The organism is Billgrantia hypersalina (assembly GCF_052584175.1).
Map to the genome: position 1 here is coordinate 161,692 of NZ_JBMIQI010000011.1, position 20,544 is coordinate 182,235.

General features: G+C 65.6%; 21 protein-coding genes and 3 tRNA genes. 18 read left to right on the forward strand and 6 right to left on the reverse strand.

Going from position 1 to position 20,544, the window contains the following annotated elements; genetic code table 11:
* The first annotated feature begins 89 nt into the window (after nucleotides 1-89).
* From ACOJCM_RS07770 to ACOJCM_RS07815, 10 genes are all read left to right on the forward strand, one after another.
* Nucleotides 90-1,226, forward strand: a complete 1,137-nt coding sequence (locus ACOJCM_RS07770) for a mechanosensitive ion channel family protein (RefSeq protein WP_445211492.1) — start codon at nucleotides 90-92, stop codon at nucleotides 1,224-1,226.
* Between the two features lie 90 nt (nucleotides 1,227-1,316).
* Nucleotides 1,317-1,838 carry a CinA family protein gene (locus ACOJCM_RS07775; protein WP_445211493.1) on the forward strand — a complete coding sequence of 174 codons (522 nt, stop codon included), beginning with the start codon at nucleotides 1,317-1,319 and terminating at the stop codon, nucleotides 1,836-1,838.
* Between the two features lie 137 nt (nucleotides 1,839-1,975).
* Nucleotides 1,976-3,040 carry a recombinase RecA gene (recA, locus tag ACOJCM_RS07780; RefSeq protein ID WP_445211494.1) on the forward strand — a complete coding sequence of 355 codons (1,065 nt, stop codon included), beginning with the start codon at nucleotides 1,976-1,978 and terminating at the stop codon, nucleotides 3,038-3,040.
* Nucleotides 3,041-3,043: 3 nt separating this feature from the next.
* On the forward strand, nucleotides 3,044-3,526 hold the full coding sequence (locus tag ACOJCM_RS07785) for a regulatory protein RecX (RefSeq protein WP_445211495.1): 483 nt from the start codon (nucleotides 3,044-3,046) through the stop codon (nucleotides 3,524-3,526).
* A gap of 172 nt (nucleotides 3,527-3,698) precedes the next feature.
* A complete protein-coding gene (alaS, locus tag ACOJCM_RS07790) occupies nucleotides 3,699-6,308 on the forward strand; it encodes an alanine--tRNA ligase (RefSeq protein ID WP_445211496.1) in 2,610 nt (869 codons plus the stop codon).
* A gap of 99 nt (nucleotides 6,309-6,407) precedes the next feature.
* Nucleotides 6,408-7,658: an aspartate kinase gene (locus ACOJCM_RS07795; protein ID WP_445211497.1), complete on the forward strand. Its 1,251-nt coding sequence runs from the start codon at nucleotides 6,408-6,410 to the stop codon at nucleotides 7,656-7,658.
* Nucleotides 7,659-7,910: 252 nt separating this feature from the next.
* A complete protein-coding gene (gene csrA / locus ACOJCM_RS07800) occupies nucleotides 7,911-8,108 on the forward strand; it encodes a carbon storage regulator CsrA (protein WP_445211498.1) in 198 nt (65 codons plus the stop codon).
* A gap of 104 nt (nucleotides 8,109-8,212) precedes the next feature.
* A tRNA-Ser gene (locus tag ACOJCM_RS07805) sits at nucleotides 8,213-8,305 on the forward strand.
* 51 nt (nucleotides 8,306-8,356) lie between these two features.
* Nucleotides 8,357-8,433: transfer RNA gene (locus tag ACOJCM_RS07810), tRNA-Arg, on the forward strand.
* 114 nt (nucleotides 8,434-8,547) lie between these two features.
* Nucleotides 8,548-8,624: transfer RNA gene (locus ACOJCM_RS07815), tRNA-Arg, on the forward strand.
* A 215-nt stretch (nucleotides 8,625-8,839) separates the two neighbouring features.
* Here ACOJCM_RS07815 and ACOJCM_RS07820 read toward each other — a convergent pair.
* On the reverse strand, nucleotides 8,840-9,802 hold the full coding sequence (locus tag ACOJCM_RS07820; RefSeq protein ID WP_445211499.1) for a tRNA dihydrouridine synthase: 963 nt from the start codon (nucleotides 9,800-9,802) through the stop codon (nucleotides 8,840-8,842).
* 168 nt (nucleotides 9,803-9,970) lie between these two features.
* Between ACOJCM_RS07820 and ACOJCM_RS07825 the strand changes: the two genes are divergently transcribed.
* From ACOJCM_RS07825 to ACOJCM_RS07835, 3 genes are read left to right on the forward strand one after another with little or no spacing between them, the layout of a single operon-like run.
* Nucleotides 9,971-10,222: an OadG family protein gene (locus ACOJCM_RS07825; protein ID WP_445211500.1), complete on the forward strand. Its 252-nt coding sequence runs from the start codon at nucleotides 9,971-9,973 to the stop codon at nucleotides 10,220-10,222.
* A gap of 59 nt (nucleotides 10,223-10,281) precedes the next feature.
* The gene (gene oadA, locus ACOJCM_RS07830; protein WP_445211501.1) at nucleotides 10,282-12,132 is read left to right on the forward strand and encodes a sodium-extruding oxaloacetate decarboxylase subunit alpha; all 1,851 of its coding nucleotides are present in this window, start codon (nucleotides 10,282-10,284) and stop codon (nucleotides 12,130-12,132) included.
* A 10-nt stretch (nucleotides 12,133-12,142) separates the two neighbouring features.
* Nucleotides 12,143-13,465, forward strand: a complete 1,323-nt coding sequence (locus ACOJCM_RS07835) for a sodium ion-translocating decarboxylase subunit beta (protein ID WP_445211502.1) — start codon at nucleotides 12,143-12,145, stop codon at nucleotides 13,463-13,465.
* Nucleotides 13,466-13,544: 79 nt separating this feature from the next.
* Here the strand turns inward: ACOJCM_RS07835 and ACOJCM_RS07840 are convergent, their stop codons facing one another.
* Genes ACOJCM_RS07840 through ACOJCM_RS07860 form a run of 5 tightly spaced genes read right to left on the reverse strand, consistent with a single transcriptional unit; the run spans nucleotide 13,545 to nucleotide 17,489 of the window.
* Nucleotides 13,545-15,152 carry a gamma-glutamyltransferase family protein gene (locus tag ACOJCM_RS07840; protein WP_445211503.1) on the reverse strand — a complete coding sequence of 536 codons (1,608 nt, stop codon included), beginning with the start codon at nucleotides 15,150-15,152 and terminating at the stop codon, nucleotides 13,545-13,547.
* Nucleotides 15,153-15,184: 32 nt separating this feature from the next.
* Nucleotides 15,185-15,715: a chromate transporter gene (locus tag ACOJCM_RS07845; protein WP_445211504.1), complete on the reverse strand. Its 531-nt coding sequence runs from the start codon at nucleotides 15,713-15,715 to the stop codon at nucleotides 15,185-15,187.
* Nucleotides 15,712-16,284, reverse strand: coding sequence for a chromate transporter (locus ACOJCM_RS07850; RefSeq protein WP_445211505.1), 573 nt, complete (start codon nucleotides 16,282-16,284; stop codon nucleotides 15,712-15,714). Before ACOJCM_RS07850 ends, ACOJCM_RS07845 begins: the two co-directional genes overlap by 4 nt.
* 51 nt (nucleotides 16,285-16,335) lie before the next feature.
* On the reverse strand, nucleotides 16,336-17,004 hold the full coding sequence (locus ACOJCM_RS07855; protein ID WP_445211506.1) for an IMPACT family protein: 669 nt from the start codon (nucleotides 17,002-17,004) through the stop codon (nucleotides 16,336-16,338).
* Nucleotides 17,004-17,489: a LexA family protein gene (locus ACOJCM_RS07860; protein ID WP_445211507.1), complete on the reverse strand. Its 486-nt coding sequence runs from the start codon at nucleotides 17,487-17,489 to the stop codon at nucleotides 17,004-17,006. The genes ACOJCM_RS07855 and ACOJCM_RS07860 overlap by 1 nt, the downstream gene beginning before the upstream one ends.
* Nucleotides 17,490-17,686: 197 nt before the next feature.
* On the opposite strand from ACOJCM_RS07860, the gene ccmA reads away from it, so the two are divergent.
* Genes ccmA through ccmE form a run of 5 tightly spaced genes read left to right on the forward strand, consistent with a single transcriptional unit; the run spans nucleotide 17,687 to nucleotide 20,542 of the window.
* Nucleotides 17,687-18,331 (forward strand): cytochrome c biogenesis heme-transporting ATPase CcmA, encoded by a 645-nt coding sequence (ccmA, locus tag ACOJCM_RS07865; protein ID WP_445211508.1) that lies wholly within the window; start codon nucleotides 17,687-17,689, stop codon nucleotides 18,329-18,331.
* Nucleotides 18,318-19,055 carry a heme exporter protein CcmB gene (gene ccmB / locus ACOJCM_RS07870; protein ID WP_445211509.1) on the forward strand — a complete coding sequence of 246 codons (738 nt, stop codon included), beginning with the start codon at nucleotides 18,318-18,320 and terminating at the stop codon, nucleotides 19,053-19,055. Before ccmA ends, ccmB begins: the two co-directional genes overlap by 14 nt.
* A 14-nt stretch (nucleotides 19,056-19,069) precedes the next feature.
* The gene (locus tag ACOJCM_RS07875; RefSeq protein WP_445211510.1) at nucleotides 19,070-19,810 is read left to right on the forward strand and encodes a heme ABC transporter permease; all 741 of its coding nucleotides are present in this window, start codon (nucleotides 19,070-19,072) and stop codon (nucleotides 19,808-19,810) included.
* A complete protein-coding gene (gene ccmD / locus ACOJCM_RS07880; protein ID WP_445211511.1) occupies nucleotides 19,810-20,049 on the forward strand; it encodes a heme exporter protein CcmD in 240 nt (79 codons plus the stop codon). The genes ACOJCM_RS07875 and ccmD overlap by 1 nt, the downstream gene beginning before the upstream one ends.
* Nucleotides 20,039-20,542, forward strand: a complete 504-nt coding sequence (gene ccmE, locus ACOJCM_RS07885) for a cytochrome c maturation protein CcmE (protein WP_445211512.1) — start codon at nucleotides 20,039-20,041, stop codon at nucleotides 20,540-20,542. The genes ccmD and ccmE overlap by 11 nt, the downstream gene beginning before the upstream one ends.
* Nucleotides 20,543-20,544 lie beyond the last annotated feature (2 nt).

Genomic DNA, 20,544 nt, shown 5'->3' on the forward strand with positions numbered 1-20,544 from the left:
CTGGTGGCCGACACGCCGTAACAAATCCCTCGGTCACGGCATGTCGGATTGACCATAATGACTGGCGTCAATGATGAAGGGAGGCGTTTATGGAGACGGAGTTCTGGCAAGACCTGGGGGGCTGGCTGAACCAGCCGACCCTGGTAACCATGACGCTGCTGCTGGGAATATCCATCGCCAGCTATATCGTGCTGCGCCTGCTGCTGCGTCTGGCCGTGGGCCGCATTGCCGACTGGTCGAACCGTGGCCGGGGGCATTGGCGCCACTATGCCGCGCATATCGCCGAGCATACCAGTCGGTTCCTGCTCGCCGCCTTGGCGCTGCAGGTGGCCCTGTTCGTGGTGGAGCTGGGGCCCGTCTGGGAACAGCGCGTCAGCCATATCTGGTTCCTGGTGCTGGCGTTCCAGTTCGGCCTGTGGGTCGACGCCGCACTCGACCTGTGGAAGGAGGACACGCTGCAATCGGATGCCGGCCGTGACAACCAACTGACCGTCACGATGGTCGTGTTGATGTTCCGTATCGGTCTCTGGGCCGTGGTCCTGCTCTCCATCCTGGCCAACCTGGGCGTGAACATCACCGCCTTCGTGGCCAGCCTGGGGATCGGCGGTATCGCCATCGCGCTAGCGGTACAGACGCTGCTCGGTGACCTGTTCGCCTCGGCGTCCATCGGCATCGACAAACCGTTCAAGGTCGGCCATTTCATCGTCTTCGGCGACATTGCCGGCACGATCGAGTACATCGGGCTCAAGACGACCCGCATACGCAGCTTGAGCGGCGAGCAGGTCCTGATCTCCAATACTCGCCTGCTGCAGCAGACCATTCACAACTACAACCGCATGAACGAGCGGCGCGTGGTGTTCAGCCTGGCGCTCTCCTTTCGTACGCCGCTGGAGAAGGTGCGCGAGGTGCCGGAATTGATCCGGCAGGTCATCGAGTCGGTGGAGAATACCCGCTTCGACCGGGCCCACCTGCGTTTCTTCGACGACTATGCGCTGAAATACGAGATCGTCTATTACGTGCTCAGCTCGGATTTCAACCTCTACATGGATATCCAGCAGGCAATCAATTTCGCCAGCGCGACATCAAGTTCGCCATGCCGGTGCGCTCGCTCGAGTTTCTCGACGAGGTGCCCCTGGCATCCGGCGCCGCCGGCCAGCTGGCACAGCACCAGACCATGCGGCCCTGAGGGTGCACCGCACACGCTGGCCGTTTGCGGCGTTGCCTGATGCCGGCGGACGGATGCGCTATGGTAGCAGGCAGTCGCAGCACAAGCGGCCGGCGTCCGCCGCCGGTCCTCTCGAACAAGGAGCGATACCATGCCCCACAGTGCTTCCAGCCTGGCCAACCTCGACCTCACCACGCTCGCCGAACGGCTCGGGCGACGCTGCCGCGAGCACGGCATCAGCGTGACCGCAGCCGAATCGTGTACCGGCGGTGGCGTGGCCAGCGCCATTACCTCGGTGGCGGGCAGCTCGGATTACTTCGAGACCGGCTACGTGACCTACTCCAATGCGGCCAAGGCGCGCCTGCTGGGCGTGCCGGAGGCATTGATCGCCCAGCACGGCGCAGTGAGCCGCGAAGTGGTGGAGGCGATGGTGGCAGGCGCCTGCCGTGACAGCGGGGCCAGGCTCGGCGTGGCGATCAGCGGCGTGGCCGGGCCAGATGGCGGCACGCCGGAGAAGCCGGTGGGCACCGTATGGCTGGCCTGGGGTAGCGAGGCGCGCCAACGGGCCGAGCGCTTCCAGTTTCCCGGTGATCGGCGTGCGGTGCGTGAGCGAGCGGTGCGCGAGGCCGTGGTCGGGCTGATACGCCATCTGGAAAACGAAGAGAACCCATAAGTGGGCAAGAGGCTAGGCGCGGGGCGTTTTTTTCGCCATACTACTGGCCAACCATACAGTGTCCAGGCGAGCTCCCCGTCGGCAGCCCGCCATTCATTTCGACCTCAAGCGTCTGCGAGTTCTGCGAGGAGAGCCTCATGGCACAGGATGAAAACCGCTCCAAGGCATTGAATGCCGCCCTTTCCCAGATCGAACGCCAGTTCGGCAAGGGTACCGTGATGCGCCTGGGCGATACGCCACGGGTGGTCATGCCGTCGGTCTCCACTGGCTCGCTGGGGCTCGACATCGCCCTGGGCATCGGAGGCCTGCCCTATGGCCGCGTGGTGGAGATCTTCGGGCCGGAGTCCTCGGGCAAGACCACCCTGACGCTCTCGGTAATCGCCCAGGCCCAGCGCCAGGGCAAGACCTGCGCCTTCATCGATGCCGAGCACGCCCTCGATCCCAGCTATGCCGAGAAGCTCGGCGTCAACCTCGACGACCTGCTGGTCTCGCAGCCGGACACCGGCGAGCAGGCGCTCGAGATCTGCGACATGCTGGTTCGCTCAGGCGGTGTCGACGTGATCATCATCGACTCGGTGGCGGCGCTGACGCCACGTGCCGAGATCGAGGGCGAGATGGGCGACTCTCACGTCGGCCTGCAGGCGCGCCTGATGTCGCAGGCGCTGCGCAAGATCACCGGCCACATCAAGAACGCCAACTGCATGGTGGTGTTCATCAACCAGATCCGCATGAAGATCGGCGTCATGTTCGGCAGCCCCGAGACCACCACCGGCGGCAACGCGCTCAAGTTCTACGCCAGCGTGCGCCTGGACATTCGCCGCACCGGTTCGGTGAAGCAGGGCGACGAGGTCACCGGCAACGAGACCCGGGTCAAGGTGGTGAAGAACAAGGTGGCTCCGCCGTTCCGCCAGGCCGAATTCCAGATCCTCTACGGAAAGGGTATCTACCATGCCGGCGAGGTGGTCGACCTGGGCGTGCAGTGCAACTTGATCGACAAGGCCGGGGCCTGGTACAGCTACAAGGGCAACAAGATCGGCCAGGGCAAGGCCAATGCCGCCCAGTTCCTCGAGGACAACCCGGCGGTGATGGAGGAGATCGAGAGCCAGATCCGCGGTCAGCTCCTGGCGACGGTCGCACCCAAGGAGGAGGAGGCCGCGGAGCCTATGGCAGCCGATGCCGAGCGTGAGGACGACCTGCTTTAAGCCATGCCCGCCCAGCCTGCCCCCGAGCGTGCGTCGTCCCCGCGGGACGACGCCATCCGCCTGCTGGCCCGACGCGAATACTCCCGCGCCGAGCTGGTACAGCGGCTCGGCGCGCGCGGGCACTCCGCCGAGACGATCGCCGCCTGCCTCGATGAACTGGGCGCCGAGGGGCTGCAGTCCGATGCCCGTTTTGCCGAGAGCTTCCTGCGTTCCCGCGTGCTGAGGGGCCAGGGGCCGCTCAAGGTGCGCGCCGAGCTCGAGCGGCGCGGGGTCGAGCGAGCGCTGATCGCTGCGGTGCTTGCCGAGGCCGAACGAGAAGGCGGAATCGACTGGTTCGAACTCGCCGCCGACGCGCTCGCGCGGCGCTTCTCTCACTCCCACGACTCCCCTCGAGAGCGGGCCCGACGCGAGCGCTTCCTGGCTTCCCGGGGGTTCGATTTCGAGCAGGTCCGCCATGCGCTGGAGTGTCTCGGCTCACCTGAATGAGACCGGCATGAGCGCCTCCCCTTTAGTCGCTTGACAACTGCGCTATAATGCATCCCTTTGCGAACGCCCCTGGTGGCGCTCCTGACACGCCAAGGCGTGCGAATTCGGCCACGCGAAATACGGTCGAGTACGCCTGCCGTCGGGTGACCACGCTCATCGCCACGGATATGCCATGAAAAGCGCAGACATCAGACAGGCCTTTCTGAGTTACTTCGAAGAGCACGGCCACACCATCGTGCCGTCGAGCTCCCTGGTGCCGGGCAACGACCCGACGCTGCTGTTCACCAACGCCGGCATGGTGCCGTTCAAGGACGTCTTCCTCGGCCGTGACCCGCGCCCCTATGTCCGCGCCACCTCGGCCCAGCGCTGCGTGCGCGCCGGCGGCAAGCACAACGACTTGGACAACGTCGGCTACACCGCACGCCACCACACCTTCTTCGAGATGCTGGGCAACTTCAGCTTCGGCGATTACTTCAAGCGCGACGCCATTCGCTTCGCCTGGGAATTCCTGACCCAGCGCCTGGGACTGCCGGCCGAAAAGCTGTGGGTCACGGTGCATGTCAGCGATGACGAGGCGGAGAGGATCTGGAAGGAGGAGATCGGCGTCGACCCGGCGCGTTTCTCCAAGCTCGACGAGGACAATTTCTGGCAGATGGGCGATACCGGTCCCTGCGGCCCCAGCTCCGAGATCTTCTTCGATCATGGCCCCGAGGTGTGGGGCGGTCCTCCCGGCAGCCCCGAGGAGGACGGCGATCGCTACATCGAGATCTGGAACCTGGTGTTCATGCAGTTCGATCGCGATGCGGCGGGCAACCTGAACCCCCTGCCCAAGCCCTCCATCGACACCGGCATGGGCCTCGAGCGTGTGGCGGCCGTACTGCAGGGCGTGCACTCCAACTACGAGATCGACCTGTTCCAGAACCTGCTCGAAGCGGCGGCCGCGGCCACCGGGCACGACGACACCACGACGCCCTCGCTGCGCGTGATCGCCGACCATATCCGCTCCTGCGCGTTCCTCATTGCCGATGGCGTGCTGCCCTCCAACGAGGGACGCGGCTACGTGCTGCGCCGGATCATTCGGCGTGCCATTCGTCACGGGCACAAGCTGGGCGCCGGCGAACCGTTCTTTCACCGGCTGGTGGCGGCGCTCGACGCCGAGATGGGCGGGGCCTATCCCGAGCTGCGAGAGGCGCGCAGCCAGATCGAGCGCATCCTGCTCAAGGAGGAGGAGCAGTTCGCACGCACTCTCGAGCACGGCATGAGCCTGCTCGAAGCGGCACTGGCCGACCTCGAAGGCGACGTGCTGCCGGGCGAGACGGTGTTCAAGCTCTATGACACCTACGGTTTCCCCTATGATCTGACCGCCGACGTCTGCCGCGAGCGCGGCGTGACGTTGGACGAAGCCGGCTTCGAACGCGAACTCGAGGCCCAGCGCGAGCGCGCTCGTGCCGCCAGCCAATTCGGCGCCGACTACGGCGCGGCACTTGAGCTCGAGGGCGAGACCGCCTTCACCGGCTACGACCGGCTCGAGGATCATGCCACCGTCACCGCTATCGTCGACGGCGAAGGCAACGCCCTGGCAGCGCTCGAACCCGAACAGCGCGGCATCGTGGTGCTCGATCGCACGCCGTTCTATGGGGAATCCGGCGGCCAGGTGGGCGATACCGGCTACCTGCATGTCGAGGGTGGCCGCTTCCAGGTGACCGATACCCAGAAGCAGGGCGGGCACCACCTGCACCATGGGGTGCTGATCGAGGGCAGCCTGCGTGTGGGCGCCGAGGTGCGTCCCGAGGTCGACGCCGGGCTGCGTGCCGCCACGGTGCGCAATCACTCCGCAACCCACCTGATGCACAAGGCGCTGCGCCTGGTGCTGGGCGATCACGTGCAGCAGAAGGGCTCGCTGGTCACCGCCGAACGGTTGCGCTTCGATTTCAGCCATTTCGAGCCGATGACGCCCGATCAGCTCATCGAGGTCGAACGCCTGGTCAACGAGCAGATACTGGCCAACGCGCCGACGCGTATCGAGCAGATGACCCTCGACCAAGCCAAGGCCAAGGGGGCGGCGGCGCTGTTCGAGGCCAAGTACGCCGACAGCGTGCGCGTCCTGACCATCGGTGCCGACGACTTCTCCATCGAGCTGTGCGGCGGTACCCACGTGGCCCGCAGTGGGGATATCGGTTGCTTCCATATCGTCGCCGAGCAGGGCATCGCGTCGGGCGTGCGCCGCATCGAGGCAATCACGGGCGAGGGGGCGCTGGCCCATTTCCGCGAGCAGGAAGCGCGCCTGGTACGCATTGGCGAGCGCCTCAAGGCCAAGCCGGAGCAGGTCGAGGAGCGGGTCGAGTCACTGGTCGAGCGCAACCGCAGCCTGGAAAAGGAGCTCGAGCGTCTCAAGGCCAAGCTGGCCAGCGCCGCCGGCAGCGATATGCTGAGCCAGGCCCGCGAGATCGGCGGCGTCAAGGTGCTCTCCACCCGGCTCGAAGGTGTCTCCGGCAAGGAGTTGCGCGGGGTGCTCGACCAGCTCAAGAACAAGCTGGGCTCTGGCATCGTGGTGCTGGGCGTGGCCGACGAGGGCGCCGGCAAGGTGAGCCTGATCGCCGGCGTCACCGATGACCTGACCGGCAGGGTCAAGGCCGGCGAGCTGGTCAACCACGTGGCCTCCCAGGTCGGCGGCAAGGGCGGCGGGCGTGCCGACATGGCACAGGCCGGTGGCAGCGACGTAGCGGCCTTGCCGGGGGCGCTGGAAAGCGTTCCCGCCTGGGTCGAGCAGCAGCTCGCGTAGTGTCTTCAGGGCCGGCGACCGTAGTGTCCCGGCCCTTCGACTTTGAGGACTTTCACTCATCCGGGCGTACAACGCCCGACAAGCGAGGGAAAAGCGTAGATGGCATTTTATGTACAGAAATTCGGCGGCACCTCGGTGGGCTCCGTGGAGCGCATCAAGGCCGTGGCCGAGAAGGTCAAGGGCTTCCGCGATGACGGCCATCAGGTCGTGGTGGTGGTTTCCGCCATGAGCGGCGAGACCAACCGCCTGATCGGCATGGCCAATGAGATCAACGACGAGCCCACGCCGCGCGAGATGGACATGCTGGTTTCGACTGGCGAGCAGGTGACCATCTCGCTGCTGGCCCTGGCCCTGCACAAGCTGGGCGTGCCGGCCACCTCCTATACCGGCTCCCAGGTGGGAATTCTCACTGACAGTGCCCACACCAAGGCGCGAATCCAGCGTATCGAAACCGACGAGATGCGCGAGGACCTGGACGAAGGCAAGGTAGTCGTGGTGGCCGGCTTCCAGGGCGTCGACGAGGAGGGCAACATCACCACGCTCGGTCGCGGCGGTTCCGACACCACCGGGGTGGCGCTTGCCGCTGCGCTGGGCGCCGACGAGTGCCAGATCTACACCGACGTCGACGGCGTCTACACCACCGACCCGCGGGTGTGCTCCAAGGCGCAGCGCCTCGACACCATCACCGTCGAGGAGATGCTCGAGCTGGCGAGCCTGGGCTCCAAGGTGCTGCAGATCCGCTCGGTGGAGTTTGCCGGCAAGTACAATGTCCCGCTGCGCGTGCTGTCCAGTTTCCAGGACGGCCCCGGCACCCTGATCGTTGCTGAATCCGACCAAGACGAGGACTCCATGGAAGAACCGCTGATCTCAGGTATCGCCTTCACCGCCAACGAGGCCAAGCTGACCTTGCTCAACACCCCGGACGTGCCCGGCGTGGCCTCGCGCATCCTCGGGCCGATCGCCGATGCCAATATCGAAGTGGACATGATCGTGCAGAACGTGGCCCCGGCCGGCGACTACACCGACTTTACCTTCACCGTGGCCAAGGGCGACTACAAGAAGACGCTCAAGATCCTCGAGGAGCAGGTGATTCCCGACCTGGGGGGTGGCGAAGTCAACGGCGACGACAACATCGCCAAGGTCTCGCTGGTTGGCGTCGGCATGCGTTCTCATGCGGGCGTGGCATCCAAGATGTTCCGCGTGCTGGCCGACGAAAACATCAATATTCGCATGGTTTCCACCTCGGAAATCAAAATATCGGTCGTTATCGACGAGAAGCAGATGGAACTCGCTGTTCGTTCCCTTCACACTGCTTTCGGTCTGGATAAGACCGCTATCGAAAGCGAATAGGGAAGTTACAAGAAAATTAACAGGCTACAGACGACCGAGTGCGACTCCTCTTCTACGCTGGGGGAAGAGTTGCTGCATCGGGAAGCCTACTGTGACGGAAATCGGTACGGCTTCCCTTCAACGTTACCAAGATGCATGGTGGCGTTGGTGGTAGTGCACAGTAGACAAAGTGTTACATAATAGAAGCAGCAGCTTCGCGTCGATGGGATCGACGCGCATCCCGTTGCAAGTCGTCTGAGAAGGAGATCAGTCATGCTCATCCTGACCCGTCGTGTCGGAGAAACGCTGATGATCGGTGATGACATCACCGTGACCGTCCTTGGTGTCAAGGGCAACCAGGTTCGCATTGGCGTCAATGCACCCAAGGATGTCGCCGTACATCGTGAAGAGATCTACCAGCGCATTCAGCGCGAGAAATCCGACGAAGGGGGCGCTGGCGGCTCCGCATAGTCGGTTGCCCGACCCTGCGCCGGGTTTCGGTGCCGAGAAACAAATAGCTGAATATGCTGGACAAAGGGGCGCAGGGGCGATAGGATATGCGCCGTGTCGTTGAGGGAGAGGTGGCCGAGTGGCTGAAGGCGCTCCCCTGCTAAGGGAGTATGGGGTTTATAGCCCCATCGAGGGTTCGAATCCCTCCCTCTCCGCCATGCGACATGTTGCCTAAGCACGAAGCGAGATGTAGTTCGACGCGTGATGATGCGCCCGTAGCTCAGCTGGATAGAGTACCTGACTACGAATCAGGTGGTCGGAGGTTCGAATCCTCCCGGGCGCGCCACGAACATGACGAGTGTGACCATTTGCACTGTTTTGTCATGGTCTGGCGTGTTGGATTTCAAGGCGTATTCGAAACGAAGGCATCGGTATCAGCAAGATTTATTATCTTGTGTCAGCGCCCGTAGCTCAGCTGGATAGAGTACCTGACTACGAATCAGGTGGTCGGAGGTTCGAATCCTCCCGGGCGCGCCAGATTTCGACCCGTCCTCGCTAGAGGGCGGGTCTTCTGTTTGCAGGCTCTCTTCGCTCGGCGTGGGAGCGTGTGTCTCGACTAGCGAAACCGGCATGGATTCATGGATTGTTGCCGGCCGCGCGATCGTTTGGGTGCCCTCGCAATGCGATGGGCACCTTTTTTTTACCTCCTTCCCTCTGGTCCGCTGCGCTTTGCCACGGGGCATGCGGGGCCGTCAGGCGGGCGCGAGCGGCAGGTGTCGCTGGCGTGAGGGCGCTGGAGAGAGGCCGGCCAGCAGTGCATCGAGGTCGGTGATGCGCTTGAGCGCCTGAAAGCGCAGGGCGGCTTCGGCATCTCGATGACGCATATGGTTGAGCCACTGCTTAACGAGCGAGGTGACAACGCGCTCGGGAAGTGTGGTACGCTGCAATGCAGCAAACTCGATCAGGATGGCGGCGCGCTCCCGCCAGGGCGTGGCGGGAAGTTGCTCGCCGGTTTCCAGCCAGTGGCGAATGCGGTGAGCCAGCCATGGGTCTGCCAGCGCGCCGCGACCCAGCATGACGTCGCGGCAGCCGGACAGGGTGCGTGCCCTCCAGTAGTCCTCGAGGCTCCAGATGTCGCCGTTGGCAACGACCGGGATGCGCAGGTGACGGCGGATGCGGCCGATCCACTCCCAGTGGGCCGGAGGGCGATAGCCCTCGTCGCGGGTTCGGCCATGTACGACCAGCCGTGAGGCGCCGCCTGCCTCGGCTGCCTGGGCGCAGTCCAGCGCCAGGCGGCGGTGGGAAAAGCCGAGGCGGATCTTGGCCGTGACCGGTATCTCGCTGCCCACGGCCTCGTAGACAGCAACCACGGCGGCGTGCACGCGGCGCGGGTCGCGCAGCAGCGAGGCGCCGCCATCGTGGCGATTGACGAGCTTGGCCGGGCAACCGAAGTTGAGGTCGATCTCGCGAGCCCCGAGCCGCAGCGCCTGCAGGGCGTTGGCAGCCAGCGCTGGCGGATCGCTGCCGAGCAGCTGCAGTGCTACCGGGACGCCCGAGGGCGTCGTCACACACCTGTCCAGCTCGGGGCAGTGGCGGAGAAAGACGCGTGGCGGGAGCCGGGCGTCGACGACACGGACGAATTCCGTCACTGTCCAATCGAAGCCGGGTCGCCGGGTAAGCAGATCGCGGGTATGGGCATCGATCACGCCCTCCATTGGGGCGAGGCCTATCCTGCCTTGTAGTAAATTAACAACGCTGGCTTCCACCATAGGGCGCTTGCATTATCTCCATAGTGTGGGCAGTTTATAGGGCCAACTTTTTACGCTTGGCGACATGTTGGCGGCAGTTCGTAAGCAAGTCGCGAAGGATCGGGGAGGGTGAACATGCAGGACGAGCAGCTGCTACTTGACGGCTTGGCCCTGATGGGCGTAGGTATGGGCTTCGTTTTTGTTTTTCTTACGATCCTCGTGCTGATCACGACCCTGATGTCGGCCGTGGTGCGTCGCCTGGCCCCATCTCCCGTTCCCCCGGCCCCCGTGCCGACCTCGACATCCTCTGACCAGGCGGGTGACGCCGAGTTGATGGCCGTCATCAGCGCCGCCGTACATCGCTACCGCCGCCGACAACGTCGCTGATCGGCGCGGCAACGCTTGCCCATACTACTACATAACATGCCATCCACGGGGTCATCGTCATGAGTGAGACCAAACGCCCGCTGGGCATTACCGACGTCGTTCTGCGCGACGCCCACCAGTCACTGTTTGCCACCCGCATGCGGCTCGACGACATGCTGCCGATCGCCGAGAAGCTCGATCGGGTCGGCTTCTGGTCGCTCGAGTCCTGGGGCGGCGCCACCTTCGACGCCTGTATCCGCTATCTCGGCGAGGATCCGTGGGAGCGGATACGGGCGTTGAAGGAGGCCATGCCCAACACACCGCAGCAGATGCTGCTGCGCGGCCAGAACCTGCTGGGCTATCGTCACTACGCCGACGATGTCGTCGATCGCTTCGTCGAGCGTGCCAAGACCAATGGCGTCGACGTGTTCCGTGTCTTCGACGCCATGAACGACCCACGCAACCTGGAGCGGGCCATCAAGGCCGTGCGTGACGTGGATGGGCACGCCCAAGGCACCATCTCCTATACCGTAAGCCCGGTGCACACGCTCGACAGCTGGGTGGAGCTTGCCGAAACCATCGCCGACATGGGCGCCGACTCGCTGGCAATCAAGGACATGGCCGGCCTGCTCGCGCCCTACGACGCCTATGAGCTGGTCACGCGGCTGAAGAAGCGGCTGTCGATCCCGATCCAGCTTCACTGTCACGCCACGACCGGCCTCTCCACCGCGACCATCGTCAAGGCGGTGGAGGCCGGCATCGACAACGTCGACACGGCCATTTCCTCCATGTCGATGACCTACGGTCACAGCCCGACCGAATCGGTGGTGGCCATCCTCAAGGGCACCGACCGCGACACCAACCTCGATCTCGAGCTGCTCGAGGATATCGCCGGCTACTTCCGCGAGGTGCGCAAGAAGTACGCCGCCTTCGAGGGGTCGTTGCGGGGTATCGACTCGCGCATCCTGATCGCCCAGGTGCCGGGCGGCATGCTCACCAACATGGAAGGCCAGCTCAAGGAGCAGGGCGCCGGCGACAAGCTCGATGACGTGCTGACCGAGATTCCCCGCGTACGCGAGGACCTGGGCTATATCCCGCTGGTCACGCCCACCTCGCAGATCGTCGGCACCCAGGCGGTCATGAACGTGATGATGGGGGAGCGCTACAAATCGATCTCCAAGGAGGTCCAGGCGTTGCTGAAGGGTGAGTACGGTGCCGCCCCGGCACCCTTCGACAAGGCGCTGCAGGATCGCGTGCTCGAGGGTGGCGAACCGATCACCTGCCGTCCTGCCGACCTGCTCGAGCCCGAGATGGCGCGCCTCTCCGCCGAGCTCCGGGAGAAGGCGAGTGACGAGGGTATTCGTCTGGCGGAAGGCGAGCGCGAGGTCGACGACGTACTGACCTATGCGCTGTTCCCGCAGATCGGGCTCAAGTTTCTCAAGAACCGCGACAATCCCGATGCCTTCGAGCCGGCGCCCCAGGCGCCGGGCAAGGATGAGACCGGCGCCAAGGTGCCGGCTAAGGCCGAGGCCCAGGCGCCGGCCCCCCAGGCCACGGCACCTTCCGGCCCCGAGACCTATACGGTCAAGGTCAACGGCAAGCAGTACGTGGTCGAGGTCGCCGAGGGGGGGGAGATCACCCAGGTCCAGGGCGGCAGCGCGACACACTCGAACCGAGAGACGCCACAGGTCTCGCACGACGAAGGGTCGGCCCCCTCGACGGGGGAGGCCATCACCGCCCCGCTGGCCGGCAATATCTTCAAGGTCAACGTGCGCCCGGGCGATACCGTCAAGGAGGGCGACGTGGTGATCATCCTCGAGGCCATGAAGATGGAAACCGAGGTGCGCGCGTCGAGTGCCGGAACCGTCTCCGAGGTCAAGGTCGGCGAGGGCGACAGCGTCGCCGTCGGCGATACGCTGATCGTGCTGTAAGGGTCTGCCAATGGACAAGCTATTGACCCTGTGGGAGGGTTCCGGCCTCTACAACCTGACGCTGGGCCAGGCGGTCATGATCGTCATGGGCCTGGTGCTGCTCTATCTCGCCATCTACAAGAAATTCGAGCCGCTGCTGCTGGTGCCGATCGGCTTCGGTGGCATACTCGCCAACATCCCCGAGGCGGGGCTGGCGCTGTCGGCGGCCGAGCAGGCCGCCCACCTCGCCCGCCCCGGCGTGCTGGAGCAGCTGGCGGCGGTGCTCGGTGTCGACCTGGCCAGCGGCGCTTCCCCCGAGGCCTGGCGGCACGCCGTCAGTGCGGCGCTGCACGCCGACCTGACGCCCCAGGCCTACCGTGCCGCCAACGACGTGGCGATGGACGCCGGCTACAGCCACGGCATGCTGTACCAGTTCTACAGCGTGGCGATCGCCTCCGGCATCGCGCCGCTGGTGATCTTCATGGGCGTGGGAGCGATGACCGACTTCGGTCCGCTGCTGGCCAACCCGCGCACGCTGTTCCTGGGGGCGGCGGCGCAGTTCGGCATCTTCGCCACGCTGCTCGGGGCGGTGGGGCTCTCGGCGCTCGGCTGGATGGACTTCTCGCTCAACCAGGCCGCCGCCATCGGCATCATCGGCGGCGCCGACGGGCCCACCTCGATCTACGTCTCGAGCGTGCTGGCGCCGGAGCTGCTGGGGGCCATCGCCGTGGCCGCCTATGCCTACATGGCGCTGGTGCCGCTGATCCAGCCGCCGATCATGCGCCTGCTGACCACGCAGAAGGAGCGCGAGATCGCCATGACCCAGCTGCGTCCGGTGTCGAAGCTCGAAAAGATCGTCTTCCCGGTGTCGCTGCTGCTGCTGGTGGCGCTATTCCTGCCCGATGCCGCGCCGCTGCTGGGCATGTTCTGCTTCGGCAACCTGATGCGCGAGTGCGGCGTGGTCGAGCGCCTCTCGGATACCGCCCAGAATGCGCTGATCAATATCGTCACCATCTTCCTGGGGCTCTCGGTGGGTTCCAAGCTGATGGCGGAAAGCTTCTTGGCGGTGGAAACGCTGGGCATCCTGGGGCTCGGCATCGTGGCCTTCGGCATCGGTACGGCGGCCGGCGTGCTGATGGCCAAGCTGATGAACCTCGTCAGCCACATGCCGATCAATCCGCTGATCGGCTCGGCCGGCGTTTCGGCGGTGCCCATGGCGGCCCGGGTCTCGAACAGGGTGGGGCTCGAGGCCAACCCGCACAACTTCCTGCTGATGCACGCCATGGGACCCAACGTGGCCGGGGTCATCGGCTCGGCGGTGGCGGCCGGGGTGATGATCAAGTACCTCGGCTGAACGCGAAGCAGCAGGCCCTTGCAAGCGGGCCCGGCGGCAGTGCCGCCGGGCCCGCTTGCGTTCGGCAGGGCGTGGCCTGCTACCAGGCCAGCACGGCGCCGTCGGTGCGCGGCTCGGTGCCGCCACATAGGACGCCGCTTTCACGGTCGCGCAGGATCACCTGGCCCCGGCCGAAGCTGATCGGATCGGCGGCCTTGACGATGTAGTGGCCACGTCGCGCCAGCGCCTGGGCCAGGTGGTCGGGGAAGTGCGGTTCGACCTCGACGGTCCTGCCCCGCATCCATTTCCAGCGCGGCAGGTCGAGCGCCGCCTGGGGGTTCAAGTGGTCATCCAGCATGGCAGTGACCACCTGGACGTGTCCCTGTGGCTGCATGAAGCCGCCCATCACGCCGAACGGGCCCACCGCCTCGCCGTCGCGGGTGATAAAGCCGGGGATGATGGTGTGGTAGGTGCGCTTGCCTGGCGCCAGGGCGTTGGCATGGTCCGGGTCCAGCGAGAACGACGCGCCGCGGTTCTGCAGGCTGATGCCGGTACCCGGCACCACGATACCCGAGCCGAAGCCCATATAGTTGCTCTGAATGAACGACACCATGTTGCCCTCGCCATCGGCGGTGGCGAGGTAGACGGTGCCGCCTGCAATGGGATTGCCGTGCCGTGGATCGAGCGCACGTTCGCCGATCAGTCCCGCGCGGGTCCGGAGGTAGTCGTCGGCCAGCAACTCTTCCACGCTCGGGCCCATGGCGTCGCGCTCGGTGACGTATCGCAGGCCGTCGACATAACCCAGCTTGGTGGCCTCGATGCGGCGGTGCAGGGTCTCGATGGGGTCGCGTCCCTCCTCGCCCAGGCGCTCGAGCATGCCCAGTGCCTGTAGGGCAATCAGCCCGCTGCCGTTCGGCGGAATCTCCCAGACGTCGTGGCCGCGGTAGCGGGTGCTGATCGGGTCGACCCACTCGGGCTGGAAGGCGGCGAGATCCTCGCGGCGCAGCAGGCCGCCATGCTCGCGGAAGAAGGCGTCGATGCGCTCGGCCAGCTCGCCCTCGTAGAAAGCCCGGGCATGGGTCTCGGCAATGGCGCGCAGTGTGCGGGCGTGGTCCGGCGCCGCCCAGCGTTCGCCGGCGCGCGGGGCGCGGCCATGCGGGGCGAAGGTGTCGAACCAGGGCTGGAACGCAGCACCGTCGTAGCGGCGGTAATTGACGAAGGCCTCTTCCCACATCTGATTGACGACCGGCGAGACCGGGAAGCCCTCCTCTGCCAGTGCGATGGCCGGTGCCAGCAGGTCGGCGAAGGGCAGCTTGCCGAAGCGCTCGGAAAGCATTGCCCAAGCGGCCGGTGCCCCCGGCACGGTAACCGGCAGCAGGCCGTGCTGGGGCATACGCTCATGGCCCAGTGTCTTTATCGCCTCGATGGTCGCAGCCTGCGGTGCCGGGCCGCTGGCATTCAAGCCATGTAGCTTGCCGTTGACCCAGACGATGGCAAAGGCATCGCTGCCCAGGCCGTTCGAGCTCGGCTCCACTATCGTCAACGCCGCGGCGGTGGCAATAGCCGCATCCACGGCGTTGCCGCCCCGCTGCAGGATCTGCATGCCGACCTGTGCGCCCAGGGGCTGCGAGGTGGCCACCATGCCGCGGCTGCCGAAGGTAGCCATGCGCCGCGAGGGGTTGGGATAGTAGTGCGCGTCATGCTGCATGGAAGGCTCCTTGCAAGAAGAGGGGTGACGGATCAGCCGAGAAACAGCCCGCCGTAGACGAGTGCGGCCAGCACTACGAAGGCGGGATGCGTGCGAAAGCGAACCAGGGCGATGGCCGCCGCGGCGCCGATCAGCAGCGTATGCAGCAGCCCTGATTTGTCCACGCCTTCGTTGAAAAAGCTCCAGGTCAGCCAAGCCATCATCATGGCGATGACAGGACGCACCCACTGGCTCATTCGCTTGACTCGCGGCGAATCGCGATAGCGATACAACAACCCGAGTGCGCCCAGCATCAGCACCAGCGACGGCACCACGGTGGCGAGCACGGCAACCAGGGCGCCGCCGATGCCGGCCACGTCATAGCCCACGTAGCCGGCCATCTTGGTGGCGATGGGGCTCGGCAGGGCGTTGCCAAGTGCCAGCGTTTCGGCGAATTCCTGGGCGTTCATCCAGCCGTAACGACCGACTACCTCCGCCTCGATCAGCGGAATGATCGCCGGACCGCCACCATAGCCGATGATGTTGGGGATGAAGAAGGCGAGAAACAGCTGTGCATAGATCACGGCGTCGCCTCCCGGCGCCAACGGCGTGGCTGCAGCAAGGCAGCCAGCAGCAGCGCGCCGATCACCCAGCCCGGGTGCAGGCCGATGCCGTATATCAACCCACCCGCCGCCACCGCCATGGCGAGGCTGGCCACCCAGCCCAGCACCAGGCGCGACTTGCTGAAAAAATCCCAGGTGAGCTGCGCCATCATCACCATCACCACCGGAACGACTGCCTGCCCCATGCCCCGGATCCAGGCGACGTCCCGGTAGCGGCTGAAAACCCCCAGCAGTGCGATCATCGCCACAACCATGGGCAGGACGATGGCTGTCACGGCAATCAGGCACCCCACCAAACCGGCGACGCGGTACCCGATGTAACCGGGCAGCTTGGTGGCGATGGGGCCGGGCAGGGTGTTGCCGATGGCCAGGATATCGGCGAACTCCTCATCGGTTAGCCAGGCATGCCGCTTGACCACTTCCTGCTGAACCAGGGGGATCATCGCAGGACCGCCGCCGAAGCCGAGCAGGCCAATGCGGGTGAAAGCCCAGAACAGGGCACTTAGCGGCGCCTTGGCATGAGGCGTCATGGGTTCTCCTGATTCGGCAGGGCAGAAGGGGCAATCTGCCAATGGTTTACCTTACCGGCTCTTCGCCATGCAAATGCAAAGGCAAGACGATAAGCGCAGCGGCCACGCTTCGAGCAGGGCCAGGCGCCCCCGCAGCCTGGCTTCCAGCGGAGCCAGGTCGACCGCGACGTCGCTGGGCCAGCCCACGCTGAGCACCACGCCCTCGCTGCCATAATCGGCTGAATCGACAAGGACGTCACGGCTCTCCAGCCAGGCGCGGGCCTCGGCTTCGCCGGCGAAGTCGACCTGGATCCTGAGCGCGGTGCGTTCGATCGCCTCCCGCCGGGGCAGGTCGGCGAGGCCCCGGGCCACGGCCTGGGCATAGGCGCGGGCCAGGCCGCCGGTGCCAAGCTTGGTGCCGCCGAAATAACGGGTCACCACGCAGCCTACCTGGCCCAGTCCGGCGCCCTCCAATACCTGGAACATGGGGCGTCCGGCGGTGCCGCCGGGCTCGCCGTCATCGGAGAAGCCAATGGCGTTCTGTTCGCCGGGCGGGCCGGCGATGTAGGCACTGCAGTGGTGGCTGGCATTGGGGTGGGCGCGGCGAGCCTCGGCCAACAGGGCCTCGAAGGCCGCCACGTCGGGGGCGTGGCAGAGCCAGGCGATGAAGCGGCTCCTCTCCACCTCGAGCGTGCTTTCCCGCCAGGCGCCGGGCGCCAGGTCGGGGACCGGATAGCGCATCAGTGGGTCAGCTCGTGGCGCTCCTGCTGGCGAACCACGCCCATCACCATGCCGAGCACCTGGATGTCGCTGTTCTTGAGGTAGATGGGCGCCATGCTCTCGTTGGCCGGTTGCAGGCGCACGCCATTCTTCTCGATGTAGAGCTTCTTCAGCGTGACCTCCTGCTGGTTGATGAGGACGACCGCAGTTTCGCCGTTCTCGGCGCTCTCCTGGCGCTCGATGATGATCACGTCGCCGTCGAAGATGTTGCAATCTATCATCGAGTCGCCGCGCACGCGCAGCGCGTAGGTGTTGCGGCGTACCATGCAGGCGGGAGCATGAATGGCGCCGCCGCTGGGACAGGCTTCGATGGGCAGGCCCGCCGAGACGTCCCCCAGCAGGGGCACTTCGACGAGCTCGTTGGCGTCGACGCTGGCCCAGGATGTGGCGATGGGCAGGTTCGGGCGCCGGTAAAGGTACTGCATGGAAGGCGTTGGCATTGGCATTTCCCCCCTAGGTACGACCCTGTTGAAATGTACAGGTCCTTGCATCATATCAAGCGGTCGGCGAGTGGCAAGTTTTACCGATGTCATCCTGCCTTGATCTGGGGCAAGGGCGGCGCCGTGACGCACCTCGGTCGGTAGCGGCAAAAAGGCTTTACGTGTAGCATTTCCGGCAATTTCAGCCTTCCTGGAGAGTGCCGTTGAGCCTGCGTCTGCAAGCGCAAAGCCTGGCCTGCGAGCGTGACGACCGCTGGCTGTTCCGGAGCCTTGACCTGGACATCCGCGCGGGCGAGATCGTGCGCGTGGAAGGCCCCAACGGCAGTGGCAAGACCACGCTGCTGAAGATACTCTCCGGCCAGCTGGCGGACTACGAGGGCGAGCTTTACTGGGACGAACGGCCGATGCGTAAGGCCCGCGAGTCCTTCCTCTCGAACCTGCTCTACCTGGGCCACGCACCGGGCGTGAAGGCAGCACTGACGCCGCTGGAAAACCTGGCCTGGTACCAGGCGCTGGCCGGCCACAAGCCGGATGAAAAGGCACGCTTCGCTGCGCTGGAGGCGTTCGGCCTGGCCGGGTTCGAAGACGTGCCGGCCGGCCAGCTCTCGGCCGGGCAGCAGCGTCGCGTGGCGCTGGCTCGCCTGGTGCTTACGCCGCGCCCGCTGTGGGTCCTCGACGAGCCCTTCACCGCCATCGACCGTGACGGCGTCGCGGCGCTGGAGCAGCGCCTGGTCGAGCATGCCCGCCGCGGTGGCTGCGTGCTGGTCACCACCCATCACGAACTCACGCCGTGCGACGAGCTGAGACGCGTTCGCCTCGGCGGGGGAGGGTGCGATGACAGCCTCTGAAGGTTCGCTGCGCAAGGCGCAGGCCGTGGCTGGCGGGGAACCTCACGGCGGCCTCGCTGTCGCAGTGTGGGCCACGCTCAAACGGGACCTGGTGTTGTTGCTGCGCCGGCGCAGCGAAGTGCTGAACCCCCTGGTGTTCTTCGCCATCGTCATCACCCTGTTTCCGATCGGCATTTCCCCCGATCCTGCGCTGCTGGCAACCATTGCCCCCGGCCTGCTGTGGGTAGCGGCGCTGCTGGCGGCCCTGCTGTCGCTGGATAGCCTGTTCCGCGCCGATTACGACGACGGCTCGCTGGAGCAGCTGCTGCTGACGCCTCAGCCGCTGGCGATGCTGGCCCTGGCCAAGGTGGTCGTGCACTGGCTGCTCACCGGCCTGCCCCTGGCGCTAATGGCGCCTGTGCTGGGTATCATGCTGGCGCTGCCGTCAGGCAGCTACTGGGCATTGGCCATCTCACTGGCACTGGGCAGTGCCAGTCTCAGCCTGATTGGTGCCATCGGAGCGGCGCTGACGGTGGGGCTCTCCCGCGGCGGCGTGCTGCTGTCGCTGCTGGTGCTTCCCCTATACATCCCGGTACTGATCTTCGGCGCCGGGGCCGTCCAGGCGGCCATCTTCGGCGATGGCGTACTGGCGCATCTGGCGATTCTCGGCGCGCTGCTGGCGCTGGCCCTGATCCTGGCGCCGCTGGCCATCGCGGCATCGCTGCGCATCAGCATCAACGGTTGAGAGGTTGACGAGGCATGTGGGCCTTCATTAACAAGCTGCGTTCCCCCAAGTGGTTCTATGCCATAAGCGCCCGCCTGCAGCCCTGGTTCTGGGCGGCGGCGCTGATCCTGATCGTGACAGGCACCCTCTGGGGGCTGGCCTTCGCGCCGGCCGACTACCAGCAGGGCAACAGCTTCCGCATCATCTACGTGCACGTGCCGGCCGCCTTCCTTGCTCAATCGATCTTCGTCTCCCTGGCGGTGACGGGCCTGGTCTACATGGTCTGGAAGATCAAGATCGCCGACATGGCGGCGACCGTGATGGCGCCGCTGGGCGCCGCCATGACCTTCGTCGCGCTGTTCTCCGGTGCGGTCTGGGGCGTACCCACCTGGGGGACCTGGTGGATGTGGGATGCACGCCTCACCTCCATGCTGATCCTGCTCTTCCTCTACCTCGGCGTCATCGCCCTGCGCGGTGCCTTCGCCAGCCGCGACAGCGCCTCGCGCGCCGCCTCGGTGCTGGCCATGGTGGGGGTCATCAATATTCCGATCATCAAGTATTCGGTGGACTGGTGGTACACGCTGCACCAGCCCGCCACCTTTACCGTCACCGGGCGGGCGGCCATGCCGATGGAGATGTGGCTGCCGCTGCTGATCATGGTGCTGGGCTTCTACAGCTTCTTCATCGCCCTGACCCTGATGCGCACGCGCAGCGAGATCCTGCGCCGCGAAGCCAACAAGCGCTGGGTGCGCGAGCTGGCAGAGGAGACGAACTGATGGCTTTCGATAGCTTTAGCGAACTTGTCGCCATGGGCGGGCACGCTCCCTACGTCTGGTCGGCCTGGGGGCTGACCGCCGTGCTGCTGCTGGGCGCCGTGCTGCATGCCCGCATCGAGCGTCGCCAGGTCCTGCGCCAGCTGCGGCGTCGCGTGCGCCGTGAAGCCCTTCAGGCCGGACACAGCGGCGGGGCGCAACCGATTCAAACTAGCAGGGGTGGAAGCACCAATGAGGCCTAAACGTAAACAGAAGCTCTTCATGGCCCTGGGCCTGGTGTCCCTGGCGGCGATAGCCGTGGGGCTGACGCTCTATGCCCTGCGGGCCAACATCAACCTGTTCTTCAGCCCGATCCAGATCGTGGCCGGCGACGCGCCCTACGAGCGTCAGCTACGCGCCGGTGGCATGGTCAAGGAGGGCAGTGTGCGGCGCAATCCCGACAGCCTCGACGTCGAATTCACCGTGACCGACTATGTCGAGGACGTGCGCGTGCACTACAGCGGCATCCTGCCCGACCTGTTCCGCGAAGGACAGGGCGTGGTGGTGGTGGGCCAGTTGCAGCGTGACGGCTTCATCAAGGCCGACCAAGTGCTGGCGCGCCACGATGAAAACTACATGCCTCCCGAAGTGTCCGAAGCGCTTGAGGCGGCCGGCTACTCTCCCGCCGACTACCAGGCCAAGGCAGCCGAGGTGGCCGAGCGAATCGAGGAGCAGGAAGGTGCGCGCCAGAATTGATC

What these genes read in the sequence shown, in the direction of transcription:
- ACOJCM_RS07770 (WP_445211492.1), top strand. Translation starts at nt 90, where the DNA reads ATGGAGACGGAGTTCTGGCAAGACCTGGGGGGCTGGCTGAACCAGCCG.
- ACOJCM_RS07775 (WP_445211493.1), top strand. Translation starts at nt 1,317, where the DNA reads ATGCCCCACAGTGCTTCCAGCCTGGCCAACCTCGACCTCACCACGCTC.
- recA (WP_445211494.1), top strand. Translation starts at nt 1,976, where the DNA reads ATGGCACAGGATGAAAACCGCTCCAAGGCATTGAATGCCGCCCTTTCC.
- ACOJCM_RS07785 (WP_445211495.1), top strand. Translation starts at nt 3,044, where the DNA reads ATGCCCGCCCAGCCTGCCCCCGAGCGTGCGTCGTCCCCGCGGGACGAC.
- alaS (WP_445211496.1), top strand. Translation starts at nt 3,699, where the DNA reads ATGAAAAGCGCAGACATCAGACAGGCCTTTCTGAGTTACTTCGAAGAG.
- ACOJCM_RS07795 (WP_445211497.1), top strand. Translation starts at nt 6,408, where the DNA reads ATGGCATTTTATGTACAGAAATTCGGCGGCACCTCGGTGGGCTCCGTG.
- csrA (WP_445211498.1), top strand. Translation starts at nt 7,911, where the DNA reads ATGCTCATCCTGACCCGTCGTGTCGGAGAAACGCTGATGATCGGTGAT.
- ACOJCM_RS07820 (WP_445211499.1), bottom strand. Translation starts at nt 9,802, where the DNA reads ATGGAGGGCGTGATCGATGCCCATACCCGCGATCTGCTTACCCGGCGA.
- ACOJCM_RS07825 (WP_445211500.1), top strand. Translation starts at nt 9,971, where the DNA reads ATGCAGGACGAGCAGCTGCTACTTGACGGCTTGGCCCTGATGGGCGTA.
- oadA (WP_445211501.1), top strand. Translation starts at nt 10,282, where the DNA reads ATGAGTGAGACCAAACGCCCGCTGGGCATTACCGACGTCGTTCTGCGC.
- ACOJCM_RS07835 (WP_445211502.1), top strand. Translation starts at nt 12,143, where the DNA reads ATGGACAAGCTATTGACCCTGTGGGAGGGTTCCGGCCTCTACAACCTG.
- ACOJCM_RS07840 (WP_445211503.1), bottom strand. Translation starts at nt 15,152, where the DNA reads ATGCAGCATGACGCGCACTACTATCCCAACCCCTCGCGGCGCATGGCT.
- ACOJCM_RS07850 (WP_445211505.1), bottom strand. Translation starts at nt 16,284, where the DNA reads ATGACGCCTCATGCCAAGGCGCCGCTAAGTGCCCTGTTCTGGGCTTTC.
- ACOJCM_RS07855 (WP_445211506.1), bottom strand. Translation starts at nt 17,004, where the DNA reads ATGCGCTATCCGGTCCCCGACCTGGCGCCCGGCGCCTGGCGGGAAAGC.
- ACOJCM_RS07860 (WP_445211507.1), bottom strand. Translation starts at nt 17,489, where the DNA reads ATGCCAATGCCAACGCCTTCCATGCAGTACCTTTACCGGCGCCCGAAC.
- ccmB (WP_445211509.1), top strand. Translation starts at nt 18,318, where the DNA reads ATGACAGCCTCTGAAGGTTCGCTGCGCAAGGCGCAGGCCGTGGCTGGC.
- ACOJCM_RS07875 (WP_445211510.1), top strand. Translation starts at nt 19,070, where the DNA reads ATGTGGGCCTTCATTAACAAGCTGCGTTCCCCCAAGTGGTTCTATGCC.
- ccmD (WP_445211511.1), top strand. Translation starts at nt 19,810, where the DNA reads ATGGCTTTCGATAGCTTTAGCGAACTTGTCGCCATGGGCGGGCACGCT.
- ccmE (WP_445211512.1), top strand. Translation starts at nt 20,039, where the DNA reads ATGAGGCCTAAACGTAAACAGAAGCTCTTCATGGCCCTGGGCCTGGTG.